Source organism: Candidatus Limnocylindrus sp. (assembly GCF_040397215.1).
GTDB lineage: Bacteria > Chloroflexota > Limnocylindria > Limnocylindrales > Limnocylindraceae > Limnocylindrus.
On record NZ_JBBAWK010000010.1, the window covers coordinates 17836 to 39146 of the forward strand.

Below are 21311 nucleotides of genomic sequence, written 5' to 3' on the forward strand. Positions count from 1 at the left end.
GGGACTCCGGGACTCTTGCGCTCAAGGGGTGAACGCGTTCCGCTCAGGATACGGCTTGCGCCGATTCTCGGGGGCGACGGGGGCGCAGGGCGAGGTGCAGGAGTAGCCCGAGTGGTCCGAACATGAGGGCGAGCGCTAACGCCGCAATACGGAGCGGCGCGCCCACACCTCGACTGAGGCCATCGAGCCAAATGAACCGCCCAGCGATAAGGTCGAAGGCAAGCACATGGAGCCACACGGCGAGGCTCCCCTCTGGGGTTGCGAGTGAGGCGGAGATCGCACTCAGTGTTGGATTGAGCAGGGTTCCGAGAATGGCACCGGCACTGGGAATCACCAGGGCTGCATACAGCAACCCGATGGCGACCACGGGCCACGGCGTCAGCATGGTGCGTCGCGTGATCTCTGCGGTTGGGCGTACGGCCATTAGGAACCAGAACGGCCCAACACCAATCGTCGCTGCAAGGAAGAGTGCGCTCAAGACGTCAGCTGAGAGGTTCACGATCAACTCCTTCTACTGCTTCGCTATGGGCAACGCCCCAGCCTATCGAGCTGAGGTCAAGTTGCGCCGCATTTCGCGTCGGCGGTTCGACGCCAAGATACCCCTCAAGATCGGCGAGCCGCGGTGCCGCAAGACGAGCAAGCGCAGCGACTCGATCGGCCGCCAAGAGGTGCCAGTTCCCCGTCTCCCACGCCGCACTCAGCCGCTCGTCGCGCGCTAGGCGGAGTTGCAGCAGCGGCACGAGTGCTGGCGCAAGGACGAGGAGCCGCACGACCTCGCGGTCGCTCGCGATGAGTGCATGACGCTGCAAGAGCAGTTCACCAACGGGGAGGGGGCCAGTAACAACCTCGCAGAAGAGCACAGCACGACCGCGGCGGTAGAGCACTGCGTCGACGGCGTCATAGGCGGCGCGATCGGAGCGAAGGCGCAGCGGTGGCGAGCTATCAATTGGATCAACCGTGGCCCGCGCCCCGAGGGCGCGGCCGGCAACAACCGTAGATGCCAGAGCGGGAGCAACCGCAACATGTAGGCCCATGCGGGGGCCAAGCTCCAGCAGCCCCGCAACGATAGTGAAACGCTCACTCAAGAGATCCGCTTGTGGTGTGCGCGCCGTTCGCGCGCCATCAACCACGCTCGTATACGCATCCAGCATCGCGCTGCGTAGCTCTGGGCTCATGCCGATCGGATCGGCATCAAGCGCCACAAGGGCCTCGTCAACGCCGTCGCCTGCGCTGAGTGCGTCAACGAGCGCAAAGGCCGCGGCATCGGCACGATCAGAGGCTGGGGTGGCCAGACGCTCACGCTCCGCGCGCCCCTCAACAAAAATGCGTCCATCAGCCACGGAAATGAGCTGGTCGAATGAGCCAGCAGGGCGGATCTTTGTAGTTAGATCGGCAACGCCGCGCAGCTCTTCGGCAAACCCTGCTGCGTCGAGCAGCTCTCCTGCCGCATGTGCTGCAGCGGCGCGCGCTGCTGCATAGGCGGGGAGGATCTGTCGCGGCGTAGCAGGCTCGCCGTGAGCGACCACAAGGTCACTCACGAGCGCGATCTGACTGCGGGGCTGCAGCCCTTTGATCGCTGGCTCGCTCAATCGCGCCGTCACGGTGAGTCCGGGGGTGCGGTCGTCGTCGAGACGCCGGGCAACGCTGCCTGCAGCGCCCGCAAGGCTGATCGCAGTTAAGACGCCGGCCAGCTGTTCAGCGTGATCATCAAGATCAATCACGAGGAGTGGGTCGTGACGCATCAGTGGATTCATCGCCACGAGGAGGCGCGCCAGGGCAGCGGCGATGGTTACGGCATCGTTGGATTGCAGGGCGACAAGGAGTGGGTCGGGCTCACCCTGTTCGCCAGCCCAACGCGCGGCAATCGCACGGTCGCTGATTTCGTCGGCGCTGCCGCCCACGGTGACGCGCAGGAGCGCGACACGAATTGCAGGGGTGCGCGTCACGAGTGTTGCCAGTGACGTGCGCGCGGCCGCTCCGCCGCGCAGGACAATCGCGCCGCCCCCAGGGTAGGTGAGTGCGGAGAGGTCGCTACTCATGGTGAGCTGTGGCGGCACGGGCTGGGCAGTCAGGTAGATTCGGCGACGGGCATCGATGGCATCCAGAAGCGCCTGCCATGGCGCGATCTCCCACCAGGTTCGCCCAGCGCGCTGTGGTCGAGCCATCGCCGCCGCCGCTTCGGTCAACGTGAGGCGCAGTGCCCCCAGCATCACGGCGCTCTCGCTTGAGCGTTCTAGGGCGCTACCCAGCGCATCAAGCGAGCGCAACTGCCGGGTGCTCCAGCGTGCCGCGGCACCATCAACGAGGCCAGCGAAGCGACCATCAACTCGGGCGCGAACCGTGGGCTCGAGGAGCTCAGCAGAGGCGACCTCGTTCGGAAGCATGGTCGCGGCGTCACCACCACGCCGCCCGAGGGCACGACAGGCGGCACAGGTTGCGCGACGCGCCGCTGGTTGCCCCCGCTCTCGATCGGCATCAAGCGCCTCCTCCCAGCGCCAGGCCGCGACGCGCACGCCCTGCCCACAGGCTACACAGCTGCTCTGCCAGCCGGCCTCGAGCGCCTCCGATGCCGATGCCAGCAGCTCCGCTGCGGCCGCCTCATAGGCGCGCACCGTTGGCGGGCGAAGCTCAGCAGAGATCGCCCACTCATCCACAGCATCGCGCGCATGAAGGAGGCTGCGATGCTCACGTGAAACGCTCGCCAGCGCCAAGGCGCTACTGCGCGCGGTGAGGTCAACGGTCAGTTGGTCGCGTGCTGATACGACAGGAGTTGTTGCGGACGACGCGAGTGCGACGGTGAGTCGGGCGGCGCTGCGATCCACGTGAACGCTCTCCGCCTATCTGCGACTAATCGTCGTTGCTGCCAGCCTCTTCGCTGTCAGGCAGGAATGCGTCGTCAGAGGTCTTCTCTGGCGGCGCAACGCTCGGTCGCTCGGCGACTGGCGTCTCCTCTTCGTACGTATCCTCATCATCGTCGCCGAAGCCCTCGTCATCGCGGAAGAAGGAGCCCTTCGTGTACGGGCGCTCGTCGCTGGTACGCGTGGCCGTTGGGAAGGAGACCTTGCCAACATTGCCAGCGCTGACGTGCTCTTCACGAATGATGATGCGAATGTCGCCACCGCTGATGGAGGTGATCCCTGATGTGTAGCTATTGCCATCACCGATCAGCTTGACGAGTCGCGCAGCGATGCGTGGCTCGACGCGACCGATCTCAACATCGTTCGCCTTGGCGATCAGTCGATTGCCGAGAACGATCAGCTCGACCAAGTCGCCAGGATTTACCTGCGCGAGCATTCCAGCATCGGCAACATTCGTCAGTGCGGCGAACCCGGTGGTGCCCGCCTCTTGAATGAAGATGCCGGCGGGCGTTGTCGCTCCCTCGGTGCTCGCGGTGGTCTTCTTACCGACCTGCTTAATGAGGCCCTTCAGACGCTCAAGGTTGCGCTCGGCAATGCGATTGAGTGGATCAAGCGCGAGGGTTGCCTGGTACTCCCTCTTCGAGCCGGCTAGGTCGCCCTGCTCCCAAAGGCACTTGGCGAGACGATTCTGCGCTTCGACGCGCTCCTCAACCTTGATGGTGTCGCCGAGGGCGAGGATTGCCGTGTTCGCCTCGCTCGCATCTTTCCAACGTCCTTGAGAGGCGGCCTTCAACGCGATGTCAGCCTGCTCCTTGGCGGTGCGGCTCGGCTTCTGGGTAGTGGGGGTCTCGTTGGCGAGGGTCACGGGCTCCTCCTCAATAAAGCGCATGCGGGCTGATGCCCCCCGCTATGCCGTTGCGGAAGGATAGCCGATCGCTAGCGACCGACCCCGATCCAGAGGAGGGCGACCCCCGTGGCGAGCGTGAGCACAAGGATTTCGAAGATGAGCCGCGGGTCACGGCGCTCCCCTTCAGGGGTTGCCGCCCAGATCTCGCGGGCATAGAAGAGTACGGCCAGGCCAGCCGGTCCAGCGAGCCGCGCCACGCCAACGGTGGCGAAGATGATGGATGCGACGCCATTCAGGGCCGCAGCGCCGAGGGCATCACGCACGATCGCCGAGGTCCGCTCGCGTCGAAGGCTCGACATTCCTGCGGCGAGGAGGGCGGCCACTGCGGCGCTCCCGATACCAACGGCAAGGATGGCGAGTGGCCCAACGGGGTCTGGACGCGCCGACGGGGTGCCCGGGAGCGTCACGATCCCCGGAACCAGGGCGGAGATGCCGATCGAGGCGGCGAAGAGGACGAGGGTGAACACCGCCAGGCTGACGACACGATCGCGGTGCAGCGAGCCGCTGCCGCTCCGGCGCAGTCGCAGCTCCCATTCGACGACGGCACGCAGGATGCCGATCCCCGCGGTGATCGCGATCACGGCGCCGATCCCCGTGGGAACAAGGCGCACCAAACCAGCAATGGCGAGGGCGATCAGGCCGCCGAGCACCACCTCAGCGCCCATCGGCAGGTCGCGTACCTCGGCACGGCGGACGGCGTTCACACCGACCGCACCGAGCAGAGCGGCGGCCGCGCCAGCCAAGACGGTTCCAGGGCCGGTCGCAAAGTGGGCGATTCCTGCAGCAACGGCAACGGCGACGAATGTCTCCGCCCAGGGGCGCGAGACCTCAACTTCACCAAACTCTGCCGCCGTATCGGTGAGGGCGGCAAGGCGTGAAGTTGCGAGGGAGCGGGCGCGACGGCGGTCCGATCTCGATTGGCTCATAAGGTCAGGGTAGCGCGAGCGGGGGCTCCCGCGTAGACTCCTCGTGACCAGAGGAGCCTTCGCACAGTAATTGGAGGGCAGCATGCTCCACCTCTCACGACTTATTGGACAACCCGTTCGCGACAGCAGCGCCGACGCGATCGGCGTCATTGACGACCTCATCGCCGCCGTTGGTACGAGCCACCCACCCATCACGGGGCTCGTGGTCCGCACAGGGCGCCGCCGCATCTACCTCGGCTGGAGCAGCGTGGAGCGCATGGACGCCGCAGGGGCCACGATCTTGGCGACGCGCGTCAACATCAGCCGCTTCCGACGCCGCGAAGACGAGATCCTCCTAAAGGGCGACCTACTCGACAAGCAGATCGTTGATATTGACGGTCGCAAGGTCGTGCGCGCCAATGATGTGATCCTCGACTTTGTGGAGGGGGCGATGCGCCTCGTTGCCGTCGATGTTGGCACCGCCGGGATTCTGCGCCGACTCGGCCTCCCCGACAGTTGGGTCGACCGACTCTCTGGTGAGGAGTCGCGCGTCGCCTCGTACATTGATTGGGAGGATGTTGATCCGCTCGGCTCCACCATCGCCAGCGTACGTTTGCGCGTGCCACACGCCGGTCTCTCTGAGCTCCACCCGGCCGACCTTGCAACAATTGTTGACCAGCTGACGCCGCGCGACCGCGCCGACATCTTCAGCACCCTCGACGAAGAGGTTGCCGCAGAGGCGCTCGAAGAGTTGGAGCCAGAGACGCGTACCGATCTTCTTGAGGACCTGGAGCCGGAGCGTGCCGCTGATCTATTGGAAGAGATGAGCCCCGACGAGGCGGCCGACGCCGTCGCCGAACTCTCGCCGGTCAGCCGCAAGGAGATCTTGCGCCTGATGACGAAAGAGGAGCGCGACGACGTGCAGGAGCTCCTCGCTCACCCAGAGAAGAGCGCTGGCGGTCTGATGACCACCGAGCATGTAGCGTTGCGTCCGCAGGCGACCGTCGCAGAGGCACTCGCCGCCATTCGCCGCCATGAGCCCGACGCCGAAGTTGCCTTCGCTGTGTACGTAGTCGACGGCAAGCGACGACTGCTCGGCGAAGTAACGCTGCGCGACCTTGTGCTCGCCACACCGAACACGCCCGTTAGCGAGCTGATGGAAGATGAGCCAGTCGCAGTTGAGCTGCTCGCCCACTCCGATGAGGTGGCACGCGTGGTGACCCGCTACGGCCTCGTCGCCGTCCCAGTGGTCGATGCCAACCACCGCCTCATGGGGGTGATCACGGTGAGCGACGCGCTCTGGGATGTGCTCCCTGAAGAGTGGCGCCGCGAGATGCCGCGCCGCCTGCACGCCGACAGCTTTGCTGCGGCTGGCTCAATGGAGCTCCCAACACGTTCAACGACAAAGCGCGGCACGAAGGCACAAGCGAAGCCGCGCAAGAAGGGCTCGGCGAAGCGTGCTTAATTTGGGCCTGCGTGAAACGTTTCGCCGCCGTCGCGGCCCGCTCGCCTTTTTGGCGGTTGTTGGCCCGGGCCTGATCGCTGGCGTTGCAGGGAACGATGCTGGCGGCATCACCACCTACGCCACCCTCGGCTCACAGACCGGACTGCGCTTCCTCTGGATCCTGCCGCTCACCGCACTGCTCCTCGCCCTGGTGCAGGAGTCGGTGGCCCGACTCGGCGTTGTCACTGGGCAGGGGCTCTCCGACCTGATCCGCGAGCGCTTCGGCGTGCGCTGGGCACTCTTCGCCATGATCGTCTTGCTGCTCGCGAATCTCGCGAATACCGTTGCCAACGTTGCCGGTGCCGCATCGGCCATGGCGATCTTTGATGTGCCGATCCTGCTCACCGCACCGCTCTCGGCCCTGATCGTCTGGTTGCTCGTGGTCTACGGTAGTTATCGCAGTGTCGAGCGCATCTTCCTGTCACTCACCGCTGTCTTCTTGGCTTACATCGCCGCCGCACTCTTGGCGAATCCAAACTGGGCTGCCGTCGCCTCATCGCTCACCACGCCAAGCCTCGCCGGAGTTTCGGGGGCTGAGATGCTGCTGCTGGTGGCGGTCGTTGGTACAACGGTCACGCCGTACATGCAGTTCTACCTGCAGTCAGCCGTTGCTGAGAAGGGGATCGGCGTTGAGGAGCTTGGCGCTGCTCGCGCCGACGCCATCCTTGGCTCCATCTGGACGAACTTCATCGCCGCCTGCGTGGTGATCGCCACGGCGGTCGCGCTCGGATCACTTGGGAAGCCGATCGGCTCGGCGGCAGATGCGGCGGTCGCACTCGAGCCGCTCGCCGGCGAGTTCTCGAAGATTCTCTTCGGCGCCGGCCTCTTTGGCGCAAGCCTCTTGGCGATGGCGATCATGCCGCTCACCACCGCCTTCGCCCTCTCCGAGGCGTTCGGCTTTGAGTCGGGGGTTGATAAGCGCCTGCGCGAGGCCCCGATCTTCTACGGCATCTTCACTGCGATCTTGGCGATTGGCGCAATCGTCGTGATGCTCCCTGGGCTGAATCCGATCGGCGCAATCATCAGCAGCCAGTACCTGCAGGGGCTCTTCCTGCCGATTGTGCTCGCCTTCATCGTGAAGCTCACAAGCAGCAAGTCGCTGTTGGGCGAGCACGTCTCGCCACGTTGGTTGCGTCTGGTCGGCTGGAGCTCCGTTGCGATCCTCGCCGTGCTGAACGTGGGGATCGTGCTGGTCAATATCCTCGGCCTCGCCGCCTAGGCGAGTCGTTCCGCGCTATGGCGCGACTGGTGGGCCTTCGTTTAGGTGGCCTGCGACCGGCCCAAAGTAGGGGGCGAGCCACACCTTGGTGCAGCTGATTGTTGCCGCGAGCTTGGCGGCGTTCGACGCGAATCGCATCTTGGCCCCCGCAAGCGCACACTTCTTTGCGCTATCGGTGCCGCCCGTCATCAGGAGGGACTTCCAGCCACCAGCGACATCAGGGCCGAGCAGCAGGGCGGGCTTTGCATAGGCAATCACACTGAAGATCGCCTCAACGTTTGCAGTCGTAATGGTGCCACGCACCAGTGGCGGTCCCTTCTTGTACCAACGAAGATTCATAAAGGAGGCGAGGGTGGCGGCGCGGAATCGGTCTGCCTCAAGCACGCGCAGCGTGATGCCGGCTACCAGTCGTTGATGGCGTAGGGATCGCGGCCCAACATCGTCGTATTTGCGGGAGCGACCGAAGCCCGTCCACAGGGTGCTCGGCACTCGGAAGGAGCAGCTCTCGTTCGTTGCCGCACTCAGCGGGATCGTAATATCGCAAGAGCCATCCACGAAGTATGGGCTCGTGGTGCGCACCGCCTTGGCCGTACGCGGCTCCTTGCAATTGGCGTAGCTCCAGCCGATCACCTTGCTGCTCGGGTAGTTGTCTGCACGGCCAGGTCGCAGGAAGAGTAGGTCGCCATACATGGCGTTTGACGCGAGATTACGATCGGTGTGGCCTGACCCACTCCCCTTGATCTTACGCATGGTGTCCGTGCGGCAAGCGGCGAATCTTGTTTTGTCGTTGAGTTGCACGATCGTGTCGGCGGGGGCGATGCGGTCGAGCACGGCTCCCATAATGTCGGAGGTGCCGAACGTCGTCAGGGTCCAGTCATCAATCTCTACGCCGAGACCCCAGGCGATATTTTCAGCGACGAGGTTACCCGCCACGGTGCTCCGCTCCCAGGCGAGCTTCTTATCCCAGGAGCTCTTTTGGCTCGCGGTCATGTTGGATCGCGCGCACTGCTGTGCACGCACGATCAGCGCGTTGATCTTGTCAGTGAAGATCTTTGACCCTGGGCGGCAGAACGACTTTGCGAGTGACGGCTTGAGGGGGAAGCCGTAGAGGTCCCGCGGAATGCTGTACGCGGCGGTCTGCCCGCTGAATGGATCAACGGTGAGGAGCATGATCACGTCGGTGCGCTCAGAACCATACTGGTCGCGTGGTACTCCTGCCGCCTTGTCGTTCGTTGGTGACCAGGTCCAATCGGTCGCGTTTGCCACACCTTCGCCGCAGCGCTCAGCGGTCTTGTCCTTAAGCGCACCGCCGCAGCGCTTGTCACTGCCGAGAAAGAGCAGCGTGTAGCGCCCATCGGTGCCAAGCAGGTTGACTGGCGTTGCGGCGACCGGGCTTACCGGCGTGCTCGCCCAGATGACGGTGGCGGTGAAGATCGTCGCCAGCAGGGCGACGGCGAGGGCGTACGGGCGGGCGGTACGGATCACTACATCATCACCAGGCCGCCGTCGACGCCGAGCACCTGCCCAGTGACGTACGAGGCCTCGCGCGATGCAAGGTAGATCACCGCCGCGGCGATCTCATGTGGCTCGCCGAAACGACCGAGTGGCGTCTGGGCCTTGACCCCCTCTTTAATGGCCTCGGGAAGATCGGCGGTGAGTTCGGTGACGATGAAGCCTGGCGACACCGCGTTCACGGTGATGCCGCGGCTGGCGACCTCGCGGGCAGTCGCCTTGGTGAGGCCGATCATGCCAGCCTTCGCCGAGCTGTAGTTCGCCTGGCCGGCGTTCCCCGCCTGGCCCGAGACGCTGGTGATGTTCACGATGCGCCCGCTCTTGGCGCGCAGCATCTCTCGTACGGCAGCCTTCGTCATGTAGAAGGCGCCCGAGAGATTCGTGTCGATGACCTCGCGCCACTGCTCTGGTGTCATGCGCAAGATGAGTGTGTCGCGGGTGATGCCGGCGTTGTTGACGAGCAGGTCGACCTTGCCGAACGCCTCCATCGCCTTGGCGACTACGGCAACTGCGGCGTCGGGATCGGCGGCGTCGGCCTGCATGGCAATTGCCTTACGACCCTTGGCGGTGATCTCGGCGACCACGGCGTCGGCGGCGGCGGTGTTCCCCTTGTAGGTGATCAACACGTCGGCACCCGCATCAGCGAGGGCGACGGCGATGGCGCGGCCGATGCCGCGGGCACCTCCGGTGACGATTGCGGCGTATCCGTTGAGCTCAAACATGGGACCTCCTCTGTTGGGACTGTGTGACTAGTGTCGCGCTTAGCGGCGCTTTGCGTCTAACAGTGCCTTGAGCGCCGCTGGCACCTCGGCCGCCTTCGCTCCCCCCTCAGGGCGCCGGATCTTGATCGCCGCCGTATCAACCGCCGCGGCGCGGGCCCCGTTGGCGGGGTCGGCATCCCAGCGCGTCACGAAGGCGCCCGAGGTGTAGCCGCCACCGAAGGCAACGGTGCAGAAGACATCGCCCGGCTTCAGCCGGCCGGCGGCAACCGCCTCAGAGAGGGCGATCGGGATGCTGGCGGCAGAGGTGTTCCCGTAGCGGTCGAGGTTGACGAAGATCTTCTCCATCGGGAAGTCGATCGCCTTGGAGACGTGTTCAATGATGCGCAGGTTCGCCTGATGCGGAATCACCAGATCTACCTCAGGAACGGTGAGTCCCGCGCGCTGAATCGCCGTCGTTGCGACGGCAGCCATAGTGCGCGTGGCGTACACATACGTCTTCGCCCCATCCATCTTGATCAGCGGATCGGCGTCGTCACCCGAGCCACCAGGAATCCAGAGCGCGAATGCTCCCGAAGGATCGGCAGAGAGTTCGAAGCTCAGCGTGCCTGGGCGCGTGGCGATGTTCTGATCGTCGTGCAGGTCGAGCGCATCGAGCACGATCGCGCCCGCGCCATCGCCGAAGAGGACGCAGGTCGAACGGTCACTCCAATCAACGACACGCGAGAGCGACTCGGCGCCAATGACGAGTGCGCGCTGACCGAGGCCGGCGGTGAGGAAGCCGTGCGCCACGGCGTAGGCGTAGGCGAAGCCCGAGCAAGCGGCAGAGAGGTCGAAGGCGGCGGCGCGGTAACTGCCGATGGCCTCCTTCACCAACACCGCAGTGCTCGGCATTGGATGATCGGGAGTGAGGGTGGCGACAACGATTAGGTCGACGGAGTCGGCGGAGACGCCAGCAACGGCGAGTGCGCGAGCGGCGGCAATCGCGCCCATCGATGCGGTAGTTTCATCAGCACCGGCGATGTGTCGTTCACGAATGCCGGTGCGCGTGCTAATCCACTCATCACTCGTCTCTACGATCTTCTCGAGATCGGCGTTGGTAACGACCGCCTTCGGCACCTCGTGGCCCCATCCAACAATGTGGGTCGTGCGATTTGGGAGCGCCGCTAAGCCGGTCTCGCCTCCAATGCGCGTAGCGTCGCCGTTGGTCAACGGTCCGCTCATGCTGGCTCCACCTCAATGATCGGCGTCTTCGCCTTCACCAGGAGTCCATCTTGGGCAATGACGCGCACCACGCGACCCGCCTTGTCGCTCTTGATCTCGTTGAAGAGCTTCATCGCCTCAATGAGTCCGATCGGCTGGCCAACCGTCACGATCGACCCAACGCTGATGAGCGGCGCGGCGCCCGGCGACGACGCAGCGTAGAAGATGCCGGTGAGCGGTGCGTTTACCACCGAGCCACTCGGTGCCGCGGCACTCGCTGGCGCGGCCGGCACTCCCTTTGTGCCCGTTGGAAGCGGCACAGGCGCGGCGCTAGCAAGGCTCTGCGGTGCGACAGCGGTGGCCGCTACGACGTAACTTCCCTGCACGGCGCTGCGGCTACGCACCACGACACGGGTGCCGCCGGCAGAGAGTTCGACCTCGGCAAGGCCGCTCCCGTCGGCCACTACGGCGAGGCGGTCGATGATCTCGATGAGCGCGGCGTCGTAGGTTGTCAGCGGCAGGTTGGCCTGTAGGCGTACACCGTTGCGGCTCCCTCCCTTACGGGGTCGAGGGGGCATATTCTGCACAGGAGCTGCGGCTACGAGCGCGCTCTCAATGAGTCGTGATGAATCTCTTGGGGTCAGCCGCTCAATGGCTGGAGTCGACGGCGGAGTCACGTTGCTCGCTGGGGCCACCTCTGGTGCGTCGCCGCGCGCGCGGCGTGCCACATCGCGCGCCGCCTCAAGGGCGCGGCGTGCGCTCTTCTGTAGTCGAACGCGACGCTTCTCGGGCATCACTTCCCCTCCCACTTTGCAAAGAGGAGTGCCGAGTTCTGGCCGCCGAAACCGAAGGCATTCACGAGCGCCAAGTTGACCTGCTGCGCAGCAGGCGCGCCAGTGACAATGTTCAGACCAGCAGAAGCTGGATCTGGCGCGGTGAGGTTGAGCGTTGGATGCGCGCGGCTGTCGCGCATGGCGCAGATCGTGGCGATAGACCCGAGGCCGCCAGCGGCGCCGAGGGTGTGGCCAATGGCGCCCTTGGTGGCGGTGACACTGGCGCGTGATCCCTCACCGAGGATCGCGCGAATCGCCTCGAGCTCCGCCTTGTCACCCTCGGGTGTTGAGGTGGCGTGTGCGTTGACGTGATCGATCTCTGCACCGGTGCGACTCGCCTTGGCGAGTGCTCGTCGTGCGGCGCGAACGGCACCAGAGCCGCCAGGCGCTGGCAGGGTGATGTGCAGTGCGTCGGCGGTGGCGCCGTAGCCAACGAGTTCGGCGAGCGGCGTTGCGCCGCGGGCGAGTGCCACATCGAGTCGCTCTAGCAGCAGGATGCCCGCACCTTCGGCCATCACAAATCCGTCGCGGCCGCTATCAAATGGTCGCGACGCGGCGGCAGGGTTGCCGCCCGTTGACGATGCGCCGCTGCGCGAGAGGGCACGCATATTGTTGAATCCCGCGATCACGACGGGGTGGAGCGCTGCCTCAGTGCCACCCGCGAGTGCGACGGTCGCGTCGCCGCGGCGAATCATCTCGTACGCCTCGCCAATCGCATGACCGGCGGTGGCGCAGGCGCTCACAGCGCCGAACGATGGGCCCTGTGCGCCCACGTGAATCGCCACCTCGCCCGAGGCCATGTTGCCGATCGCAGCCGGCACCAAGAAGGGCGAGATGCGACCGGCGCCGCGCTCGGCGAAAACGGCGGCCTGCTCGAAGAGGGTGGTCGCGCCACCCAAGCCCGATCCGATGATCGTGGCGACAGCTTCAGATGATTCGCCCGCTTCAAAGCGCGGGGGCAAACCAGCAGAGGCGAGCGCCTCCGCAGCAGCGGCGATAGCGAAGTGCGTGAAGCGATCAAGGCGCTTGATCTGCTTCGGCTCAAGCACGTCAGAAGGATCGAAGTCGATCGCCTGTCCGCCGAAGTCGACCTCTTGGCCGGTCAGGTCCAAGCCCTGCAGCGCGCGAACGCCGGAGCGTCCGGCGAGGAGGCCATCCCAGAGCGCGGCGACGCCACGGCCGAGCGGTGAGACCGCCCCCATGCCGGTAACGACGACGCGCTGCTCGTTGCTCATCGCACCAGCTTCCCGGAGCGGAGTGTTGCCGCACGATAGGTGTCGCCCGTCAGCGCACGTGCGCTGATCGCGTCGGCAACCTTCTCGGTGTCGTAGCTGGCGCGATAGACCTCGGCGTTGATGGTCTTCTCCTCAGGATCGATGTCGATCACGGTAAAGGCGGCGGTGGCGTCGCCGTCGTACGGCAGCCCCACGGAGCCCGCATCAACGAGCACCTTCCAGCCGTAGTCTTTCACGCGCGCGCTGTGCGTGAAGCCCACGCACACGACGCGCGAGTCGGTCTGGCCGAGCAGCTCCAACGTGGTTGATGGGTCAAGGTCGGCACTCAACGGAATGGTGCGTGAGCCGGGCGACGCATGACAGAAGGTGACGGCGATCTCGCCGTAGCGAATGCGTCGCTCGCTTGGGAGCGAACGGAGCCACTCGATGCGATCGTCATCGAGCGCATCCGAGGCCCACTCAACGGCAGCCTTCAGTCCGGGCGGCAGGCCGCCGGCGAGGCTCGGGAACGAGGCGGCGTAGTCGAGGTCGGCCACGGCGATGTCGCCGGTGCCCGCGGTCACCAGGGCGCCCTTCTTCTGCAGCTGCTGAATCAGGTCGATCGTTTCAGAGGGCTGTGGCCCGAAGAGGGCGTGATCGCCGAGGATCGCGACCTGGTCAGGCTTCAGCGCGGGGAGGCGCGCGACGACCGCCTCGAGTGCGGCGAGGTTGCCGTGAATGTCTGAGAGAACGACGACGCGCTTCATATCTTTCCCTTCGCTATTCGGCTGAACCGGCCGGGCGCGGAAGCGCCGACTCGGGTGGAATCACAAACGTAATCGTGACGGTACAGGCGGCGGCGCCATCAACGCTCGCAATGCCTTTGGCGGTGCCCATGCGTGAGCCGAGCTTCTGCATCTGAATCTCTAGGCGCAACGTCTCGCCCGGCACGACCATGCGGGTGAAGCGGCACTCCTCGATCTTGGCGAAGACGCCGAGGCGGTTGCCGAACCCTTCGGTGCGGGCCACGTAGACGCCCATCGCCTGGGCGAGCGCCTCAACCTGCAGCACGCCAGGCATGATCGGCATGCCAGGGAAGTGACCAGGGGTCCAGAAGGCGTCGGGGCGCACGTCGAGTTCCGCAATCAGGGTCTGCGTGGCGCGGTCTTCAGAGACGATTCGATCGAGCAGCAAGAATGGCGCGCGATGCGGGATCAGCGCCTCAATGCCGGCCTGGTCGAGCAACGGGGCGCTCATGCGCGAGCCTTCGGCGCGGCGGCCAGAATGTCGGCGGTGCCAATCGCGTCGAGCATGCCGGTGGTGGCGGTGCCGTTCAAGAACGATGGTGTCTCAAGGAGGCCAAGGAAGAAGTCGCGCGTGGTCTCCACACCGCCAATCTCCACCTCGCGCAGTGCGGCGCGCGAACGCGCGATCGCCTCTTCGCGCGTGTTCCCCCACACGATCAACTTGGCGAGCAGGCTGTCGTAGTACGGCGGCACCTCATAGCCGGCGTAGAGATGCGAGTCGAAGCGCACCCATGGGCCGCTCGGTGAGCGGAAGGTGGTGATCTCACCCGCCTGCGGACGGAACTCGTGCACTGGATCTTCGGCGGTAAGGCGGAACTCAATGGCGTGCCCGCGGCGCTCCACCTCGGCCTGCGTCATCGGCATCAGCTCGCCAGCGGCGAGTCGAATCTGTAGCGCGACCAGATCAACACCCGTGACCATCTCAGTAACCGGATGCTCGACCTGAATGCGGCAGTTGATCTCGATGAAGTACGGCTTCCCGTCGGGGCCAACCAAGAATTCCAGAGTGCCAAGGTTGCGATAGCCGGCGGCACCGATCGCCTTGGCTGCGCGTGTCAAGAACTCTTCACGCACCTTTGGTGTCAGCGCCGTTGATGGTGACTCTTCGACCAGCTTCTGGTGGCGTCGCTGCACCGAGCAGTCGCGCTCACCGAAGTGCAGTGTGGTGCCGTTCTTGTCGACGGCAACCTGCACCTCAACGTGATGCGTGTCGATCAGATACTTCTCGAGATAGAGCGAGCCATCGCCGAACGCCGCCTGCGCCTCTTGGGTGCAGAGCGAGAAGAGTTGCGCGATCTCGTCGGCACTTTGGGCGACGCGCATTCCGCGACCGCCGCCGCCCGCCGATGCTTTCAAGATGACGGGGTAGCCGATCTTCGCTGCGGCCTTCGCTGCGGCCACTTCGTCGGCAACGACGCCGTCGGATCCAGGAATCGTTGGCAGGCCGTGCTTGGCGAGCAGTGCGCGCACCTCGGCCTTGCTCTCAAAGCGCTCCAACACCTCGGCAGAGGGGCCGATGAAGGTGAGCCCGTGCGCGGCGGCCGCATCGGCAAAGGAGGCGTTCTCGGAGAGGAAGCCGTAGCCAGGGTGGATGGCGTCGCAGCCGGTGGCGAGCGCTGCCGAGATCACGGCAGGCGCCGAGAGGTAGCTGCGCTTGGCGTCGGCGGGGCCGATGCAGATCGCCTCGTCGGCGACGAGCACAGCGCGCGACTCGCGATCCGCCTCGCTATAGGCGACGACCGCCTCGATGCCGAGCTGGCGGCAGGCGCGCAAGATTCGCAGCGCAATCTCGCCGCGGTTGGCAATCAGCACGCGCTTAATCACAGCTTCCCCTCACCGACCGACTCGAGGAGGAAGAGCTCCTGGCCGTACTCCACAGGATCGCCACTGGCGCAGCGCAGCTTGGCCACAATCCCAGAGTGATCAGCGCGCACCTCAACGGCGACGCCGAGCACATCAACGGTGGCGACGAGTGAGCCGTTGGCGACCTTGCCGCCCACGTGAATATCGGGGGCGAGCTTTACAAAGCCAACGGCGGTCGAGCGCACCGGATGGCGGCGCTCATCGGCGGCGGTTGGCGCGGCGGGGGTGGCAGGCACTCCCCCGCGCGCAACGGTCGGTGCGGGGGCCGACGCAACGAAAGCGCCGAGATCTTCAGCGCGCACGCGCACCGTTGCACCGTCGCGCTCAATCTCAATCTCACCGAGGCCAGTCTCATGCAGTCGCTCAACGAGCACAGGGACCAGGGAGTCGAGCAGATCGCCGAGTCGCTCGGTGTCGTGTGCCATCAGCTACGCCCCCGCACTGTTGCGCTCAATCTCATCGAGCCACTCGTCGTTGATGCCGGCTGGCACCTTGTCGCGATCCATGCCGAAGATGGAACGAATCGTGCCGACGAGACCCTTCTTCGTTGGGGCCGCCTCATCGAATGCGCCGTAGGCGCGATAGCGTGCATAGCGCGCGTTGAGCAGCGCGTCGAGATCGCTCATTGATTCCAACTCATCGAACGTCTCTGAGACGAGCTCCCACATCGCACGCGCCAGGGTGACGGTGGATTCCGCGGAGAGCGTCTCTGGCTCGGCGATGATGCCGTCGACGACGCCGAGGGCGACCTGCTCTGGCGCGGTGATGCGCAGGGCGCGCGCCGCGGCGGGGGCCTTCTCGGAGGTGCGGAACAAGATTGCCGCGCACCCTTCGGGGCTGATCACCGAGTAGTAGGCGTGCTCAAAGGCGTACACGCGATCAGCGGCGGCAATGGCCAGCGCGCCGCCCGAACCACCCTCGCCCGTGACGACCGTGACAATTGGGGTGCGCAGTTCGGTCATCTTGCTGATGGCGGCGGCGATCGCCTCGGCGATGCCGTGCTGTTCCGACTCAGGGCCCGGGTGCGCACCAGGGGTGTCGACCAGGGTGAGCAGCGGCAGGTGCAGTCGTTCGGCTAGTTCAAAAGCGCGCATCGCCTTGCGGTACCCCTCAGGGTGCGGCATGCCGAATCCGCGGCGAATGTTGCTCTCGGTGTCGGTCCCCTTCTGAGTCCCCACCACCACAATGCGTCGACCATCAATGCGCGCAATGCCCGCAATGATTGCGCCGTCATCACCGGCACGGCGGTCGCCACGCAGCTCTACGAATTCGGCGCCAAGCGCCTCGAGGAGTTCGGCGGTACGTGGTCGGTTCACGTCGCGCGCGCGCTGCACGTGGCTCCACGCCTCGGCCTCGTCAAGGTGCGGCCCAAGTTCTGGCGCCAAGTGTCGGTCGCGCTGATTTTCGAGAATCTGATCGGCGCGGTTCGCCACCTTGCTCGCCGCGTCGGCCACGGGTGAAAGTACCGAGCCGATCATCGCGCCAGCGCCCTGCGCAACACCAGTGACCATGCCGCCAATCAGGCCCACGCCAGGAATACCGATCTGTCGATAGAGCGGCACCGCTGGTGCGGGGAGTGGCTGCAGGAGTCCGAGTGCGCGCGTCAGCCAGCCGCGCAGGTTGCCGCGCGGCACGATTGCATCAATGAAGCCGGTCTCAAGCAAAAACTCGCTGCGCTGGAAGCCGACGGGGAGTTCGTCACCGATGGTGCCGGCCGAGACGCGCGCGCCACTGAAACCGATCAGTGCGTTCGGTTCGGCAACGTTGAGGTCGCCGAGGGCACCGAACGAGGCGATGGTGCCGCCAGTGGTTGGGTCGGTCAACACGCTAATGAAGGTGCCGCCGCTCGCCTTCAGGCGCGCGATGGCGGCGAGCGTCTTCGGGAGCTGCATCAGGGCGTAGGTCCCCTCTTGCATCCGGGCGCCGCCCGATGCCGAGACGATCACGAGTGGGAGGCGGCGGGCGGTGGCGAGTTCGGCGGCGCGGGCAACCTTCTCGCCTACGACCGAGCCCATCGAGCCACCCATGAAGAAGAAGTCCATGGCGACGAGGGAGACCTCAATGCCGCCAATGAGGGCGGTGCCGCGAATGGCGGCGTCACGCTCGCCGGTGGCGGCGCGGGCGGCGGCGGCACGCTCGGGATACCCCTTGGAGTCGGTAAAGACGATCGGGTCGAGCGAGATCAGGCTGGCGTCAGCCTCAACGAAGCTCCCCTCGTCGACCAGCTGCGCAATGCGCTCGCGGGCGGGCACACGGAAGTGATGGCCGCATGCCGCGCAGACTTGGAGGCTCTTCTCCAAGGTCTTCTTGAAGAGGAGCTCTGAGCACCCGGGGCACCGGACCCACAAATCGGGCTCGGCTCCGGGGGTCGCCTTGCGGCGTTTAAACGGGTTCCGAAAGCTGGGCATTAACCCTCCCCTTAGAGGGAGATGGTACCCGCTATGGGATGGCGATCCGCACGACCTTGGTCACTTCGCCCGCCAAAATGGCACGCTCCGTGCCGTTTACGCTCAGAATCAGCGCCCCCGAGGCCCCGTCGTGCCCAACGACGATCCCCGTGAGGATCTCCCCCGCCGCCACCTCAAGGTCCACCGAGCAGCCCTCGAGCAGCTGCCGAGAGCGCCAGTCGGCGACATCGAACCGCCCATCGGCGAGGGCGCCTAGGCGCCCCTCGAGCCGCGCTACCGCGTCGGTAAAGAGCGCTTCGCGATCAATCGGTCGCCCCGTCGCAATCTCCAAACTCGTTGCTGTCGCAGAGAGGGCAGGATCAAGCTTCGACACATCGCCGCGCACGTTCAAGCCCAGGCCAACAACTAACCAGGCAGAGTCACTGCCGGCATCACCCGCCTCGGCCAACACGCCGCCCACCTTGCGGAAGCTCTGCGTCACGCCCCCCTCAATATTACGAATAACCAAATCATTCGGCCACTTCAGGCCAATGGTGCCGATCTGCATTCCTGCCGCATCTTCGATCGCATCGGCAACGGCGAGCGAGAGCTCGGCGGCAACGCGCCACCAGCGATCTGCGTCAAGCGGAAGTGGCGAACCGGCGCCTGCACGCATCGCGAGGCTCATCAAGAGACCAGTGCCAGGCGCGTCAAGCCAGGTGCGTCCGCGACGGCCGCGACCGGCGCTCTGCGTTTCGGCGCGAATCAGCAGCGGCGTATCGGCGGCAACGAGGCCGGCCACAAGTCGCTCGCGTGCAACGTCGTTGGTCGAGGAGACCTCGGTGAGTCGCTCAACCGCGATCTGCGTCAGGGCAACTACTCCGCGTCAACTGCGTCGGGCGTTGCCAGATCAAACGTATTGTGCAGCGCCTGCAGCGCGCGTGGCGCATCAGACTCGCTAACGATGCAGGTGATGCGAATCTCGGATGTTGAGATCATCTGAATGTTGATCTTTGCATCGGCAAGTGTGCCGAACATGCGCGCGGCGTACCCTGGCGCATTCTGAATGCCGGCACCAACAATCGAGACCTTCGCCACATTCTCGTCGATCTCGAGTGCGCGAGCGCCGATCTCGGCGCGAATCTTCTCGAGTACTGGACGTGCGGCCGCAAGGTCGGCACGCGAGGTGGTGAACGAGAGGTCGGTGGTGCCGTCGTGCGACACGTTCTGCACGATCATGTCGACGTTGATGTTCCCCGCCGAGAGCGGCTCAAACACCGCGCGCGCGATGCCGGGCTTGTCGGGCACGGCAACCATGGTCACCTTCGCCACCTTCGTATCGGCCGCCAGGCCACGAACCTTATTGCGCTTCTCCACCTGCATATCCTCCTTGATCACCGTTCCTGGGTGCTCCTCAAATGAACTGAGCACCTCAATTGCCACGTTATTCACCCAACCGAGCTCCACGGCACGCGTCTGCATGACCTGGGCCCCCTGGTTGGCGAGCTCGAGCATCTCCTCGTACCCGACCACCGAGAGCTGCCGGGCGGCGGGCACGGCGCGGGGGTCGGCGGTGTACACCCCCCGAACGTCGGTAAAGATCTGACAGCGATCGGCACCCAGGGCTGCCGCCATGGCGACCGCCGAGGTGTCGGAGCCACCACGCCCAAGGGTCGTGGTCTCTGAGCCGTCGCTGACCCCCTGGAAGCCGGCCACGATCACCACTCGGCCAGCGTCGAGTTCGGCGCGAACACGCTTCGGCTCGATGCCCGCAATGCGCCCCTTGCCGTAGGTGCCGTCGGCGCTGATCCCCGCCTGAGCACCGCTGAGCGAGATGGCGTCGGTGCCGCGCGCAATAAGCGCCATAGCCAGCAGTGCCGCCGACTGAATCTCGCCAGTGGCCAGGAGTGCATCTTGTTCGCGCGCGCTTGGCAGTGCGCCGCCCGTTACGGAAGCGGCGAGGGCGAGCAGATCGTCGGTGGTGTCGCCCATAGCCGAGACCACGGCCACAACATTAAATCCCGCAGCGCGATCGCGTGCGATGCGCGCAACGACGGCGGCGATGCGCTCAACGGAGCCGACCGAACTCCCGCCGTACTTCTGAACGAGCAGCTTTGAAGAGACGCTCACTTCACTCCGACCAAACGAAGGATGCGTACCCCCTCTTGGTCGACCTCAATCTGTTCGGCATGGCCACCCACACCCGTTGCCAAAGCTGCGGCATCGAGCGCTGCAATCACCGCGGCGATGCCGTCGTCGCCACCCTCGTCATCGACGATCACCAAGACCGAAGAGCCGGAGCCTGCCAGACAGGCGCTCGTGGCGCCTGCGTCGAGTGCGGCGGCGAAGAGCTTCGGCAGCGCCGCGTACCTCTTGATCCGATACGGCTGGTGGATGCGATCGTCGGAGAGGATGGCAAATCCAGAGACTTCGCCCGCCTCGAGTGCGGTAATACCCAGGGCGAGTCGCGAGGCGTTGTGCACCGCATCTTCGATTGGCACCGCCTTCGGCAGCGCGGCGCGCATGTCGCTCGTCTCAAAGCGCACGTCGGGGATCAGCACCACCGGAATCGCATCGTGCGGCACATGGATGATGCGCGCGGTGAGTGTGCCGTTTGCGCGACCACTCGCCACACAGCCGCCAAAGATGGCGGCGGCAACGTTGTCGGGGTGCCCCTCGATCTCATCCGCCGCAGCAAAGAGACGATCGGTGAGCGGATCGCTAAACGACTCGAAGCAGGCGCCACTCGCCCCCGAAGCGCCGGCAGCCGTGCCGGCAAGCGCAGCACCAGCGAAGAGGCCGCCAACAATAGCTGCGGCCGACGAGCCCAAGCCGCGCGAGAGGGGAATGTTGTTGACCGCCGTGACGGCAAGGTCGAGCGCGTCGGCACCGGTCACGCCGGCAATCGAGAGCCCGCGATAGATGGCATCGAGCGCCATGTTGGTGCGGTCCTGCGCCAGCTCTTCGGCACCCTCGCCCGAGGCGCCGTAGGTAACGGTGCCCTTCCCTGAGGCAGAGACGCCAGTGACCTGCACGGTGAGTTCATTCGTCATCTCGAGGGCGAGGCCGAGCACGTCGTAGCCAGCGCCAAGGTTCGCCACGGTGGCGGGGACCGCAACGGTGACCGATCGACCGACCAAAGATTCTGCCTTCATCGTGCCTCCTCTGCTGCTCGCTACCAACCGAGCGCACGGCGAACGCCGGCGACCGTTGCATCTGATGTGCGAATCTCGCCAATGAGGCGCGACGCGGTATCGGGGTCCTTCAACCCAAACCCGGTCATCACCGCAACAATGCGCGCACTCCCATCAATGGAACCGTCGGCAATGGCGTTGCGCAGGCCGGCAATCGGCGCGGCGCAGGCGGGCTCCACGAAGATGC

At 65.4% G+C, this 21311-nt stretch carries 19 protein-coding genes and 1 pseudogene; 2 read left to right on the top strand and 18 right to left on the bottom strand.

The features are described 5' to 3' along the window. Nucleotides 1-43: 43 nt before the first annotated feature. The 4 genes from AC3LCN_RS03810 to AC3LCN_RS03825 form a co-directional block, all read right to left on the bottom strand. Complete coding sequence (locus AC3LCN_RS03810; protein WP_488648763.1) at nucleotides 44-499, bottom strand: ABA4-like family protein; 456 nt, start codon at nucleotides 497-499, stop codon at nucleotides 44-46. Further along, a complete protein-coding gene (locus tag AC3LCN_RS03815; RefSeq protein WP_488648764.1) occupies nucleotides 483-2822 on the bottom strand; it encodes a hypothetical protein in 2340 nt (779 codons plus the stop codon). Before AC3LCN_RS03815 ends, AC3LCN_RS03810 begins: the two co-directional genes overlap by 17 nt. A 25-nt stretch (nucleotides 2823-2847) precedes the next feature. Beyond that, nucleotides 2848-3723, bottom strand: a complete 876-nt coding sequence (locus AC3LCN_RS03820; RefSeq protein WP_488648765.1) for a tetratricopeptide repeat protein — start codon at nucleotides 3721-3723, stop codon at nucleotides 2848-2850. Between the two features lie 71 nt (nucleotides 3724-3794). Further along, nucleotides 3795-4691: a hypothetical protein gene (locus AC3LCN_RS03825; RefSeq protein WP_488648766.1), complete on the bottom strand. Its 897-nt coding sequence runs from the start codon at nucleotides 4689-4691 to the stop codon at nucleotides 3795-3797. Between the two features lie 82 nt (nucleotides 4692-4773). On the opposite strand from AC3LCN_RS03825, the gene AC3LCN_RS03830 reads away from it, so the two are divergent. Both AC3LCN_RS03830 and AC3LCN_RS03835 read left to right on the top strand, forming a co-directional pair. Further along, on the top strand, nucleotides 4774-6135 hold the full coding sequence (locus AC3LCN_RS03830) for a magnesium transporter (RefSeq protein WP_488648767.1): 1362 nt from the start codon (nucleotides 4774-4776) through the stop codon (nucleotides 6133-6135). After that, the gene (locus AC3LCN_RS03835) at nucleotides 6128-7393 is read left to right on the top strand and encodes an Nramp family divalent metal transporter (protein WP_488648768.1); all 1266 of its coding nucleotides are present in this window, start codon (nucleotides 6128-6130) and stop codon (nucleotides 7391-7393) included. Before AC3LCN_RS03830 ends, AC3LCN_RS03835 begins: the two co-directional genes overlap by 8 nt. Nucleotides 7394-7408: 15 nt before the next feature. Here the strand turns inward: AC3LCN_RS03835 and AC3LCN_RS03840 are convergent, their stop codons facing one another. From AC3LCN_RS03840 to AC3LCN_RS03905, 14 genes and pseudogenes are all read right to left on the bottom strand, one after another. Continuing rightward, the gene (locus AC3LCN_RS03840) at nucleotides 7409-8878 is read right to left on the bottom strand and encodes a hypothetical protein (protein WP_488648769.1); all 1470 of its coding nucleotides are present in this window, start codon (nucleotides 8876-8878) and stop codon (nucleotides 7409-7411) included. Continuing rightward, on the bottom strand, nucleotides 8878-9627 hold the full coding sequence (fabG, locus tag AC3LCN_RS03845; RefSeq protein ID WP_488648770.1) for a 3-oxoacyl-[acyl-carrier-protein] reductase: 750 nt from the start codon (nucleotides 9625-9627) through the stop codon (nucleotides 8878-8880). The genes AC3LCN_RS03840 and fabG overlap by 1 nt, the downstream gene beginning before the upstream one ends. Nucleotides 9628-9666: 39 nt before the next feature. Further along, the gene (locus tag AC3LCN_RS03850; RefSeq protein WP_488648771.1) at nucleotides 9667-10848 is read right to left on the bottom strand and encodes a beta-ketoacyl-ACP synthase III; all 1182 of its coding nucleotides are present in this window, start codon (nucleotides 10846-10848) and stop codon (nucleotides 9667-9669) included. Continuing rightward, a complete protein-coding gene (locus tag AC3LCN_RS03855) occupies nucleotides 10845-11621 on the bottom strand; it encodes an acetyl-CoA carboxylase biotin carboxyl carrier protein (protein ID WP_488648772.1) in 777 nt (258 codons plus the stop codon). The genes AC3LCN_RS03850 and AC3LCN_RS03855 overlap by 4 nt, the downstream gene beginning before the upstream one ends. After that, entirely contained in the window at nucleotides 11621-12895 is a 1275-nt protein-coding gene (locus AC3LCN_RS03860; protein WP_488648773.1) for a beta-ketoacyl-[acyl-carrier-protein] synthase family protein, read from the bottom strand. Before AC3LCN_RS03860 ends, AC3LCN_RS03855 begins: the two co-directional genes overlap by 1 nt. Then, nucleotides 12892-13641: a metallophosphoesterase family protein gene (locus tag AC3LCN_RS03865; protein ID WP_488648774.1), complete on the bottom strand. Its 750-nt coding sequence runs from the start codon at nucleotides 13639-13641 to the stop codon at nucleotides 12892-12894. The genes AC3LCN_RS03860 and AC3LCN_RS03865 overlap by 4 nt, the downstream gene beginning before the upstream one ends. A gap of 13 nt (nucleotides 13642-13654) precedes the next feature. Then, a complete protein-coding gene (gene fabZ, locus AC3LCN_RS03870) occupies nucleotides 13655-14131 on the bottom strand; it encodes a 3-hydroxyacyl-ACP dehydratase FabZ (RefSeq protein WP_488648775.1) in 477 nt (158 codons plus the stop codon). Next, nucleotides 14128-15504, bottom strand: a complete 1377-nt coding sequence (locus tag AC3LCN_RS03875) for an acetyl-CoA carboxylase biotin carboxylase subunit (RefSeq protein ID WP_488648776.1) — start codon at nucleotides 15502-15504, stop codon at nucleotides 14128-14130. The genes fabZ and AC3LCN_RS03875 overlap by 4 nt, the downstream gene beginning before the upstream one ends. Next, complete coding sequence (locus AC3LCN_RS03880; RefSeq protein WP_488648777.1) at nucleotides 15501-15968, bottom strand: acetyl-CoA carboxylase biotin carboxyl carrier protein; 468 nt, start codon at nucleotides 15966-15968, stop codon at nucleotides 15501-15503. Before AC3LCN_RS03880 ends, AC3LCN_RS03875 begins: the two co-directional genes overlap by 4 nt. A 3-nt stretch (nucleotides 15969-15971) precedes the next feature. After that, nucleotides 15972-17951, bottom strand: coding sequence for an acetyl-CoA carboxylase, carboxyltransferase subunit beta (gene accD, locus AC3LCN_RS03885; RefSeq protein WP_488648778.1), 1980 nt, complete (start codon nucleotides 17949-17951; stop codon nucleotides 15972-15974). A 31-nt stretch (nucleotides 17952-17982) separates the two neighbouring features. Further along, nucleotides 17983-18801 (bottom strand): biotin--[acetyl-CoA-carboxylase] ligase, encoded by an 819-nt coding sequence (locus AC3LCN_RS03890; RefSeq protein ID WP_488648781.1) that lies wholly within the window; start codon nucleotides 18799-18801, stop codon nucleotides 17983-17985. A 5-nt stretch (nucleotides 18802-18806) separates the two neighbouring features. Continuing rightward, on the bottom strand, nucleotides 18807-20060 hold the full coding sequence (locus tag AC3LCN_RS03895; protein ID WP_488648779.1) for an aspartate kinase: 1254 nt from the start codon (nucleotides 20058-20060) through the stop codon (nucleotides 18807-18809). After that, entirely contained in the window at nucleotides 20057-21085 is a 1029-nt protein-coding gene (gene thrB / locus AC3LCN_RS03900) for a homoserine kinase (protein ID WP_488648780.1), read from the bottom strand. Before thrB ends, AC3LCN_RS03895 begins: the two co-directional genes overlap by 4 nt. 20 nt (nucleotides 21086-21105) lie before the next feature. Further along, nucleotides 21106-21311 (bottom strand): annotated as a pseudogene (locus AC3LCN_RS03905) (threonine synthase); the annotation flags it as partial.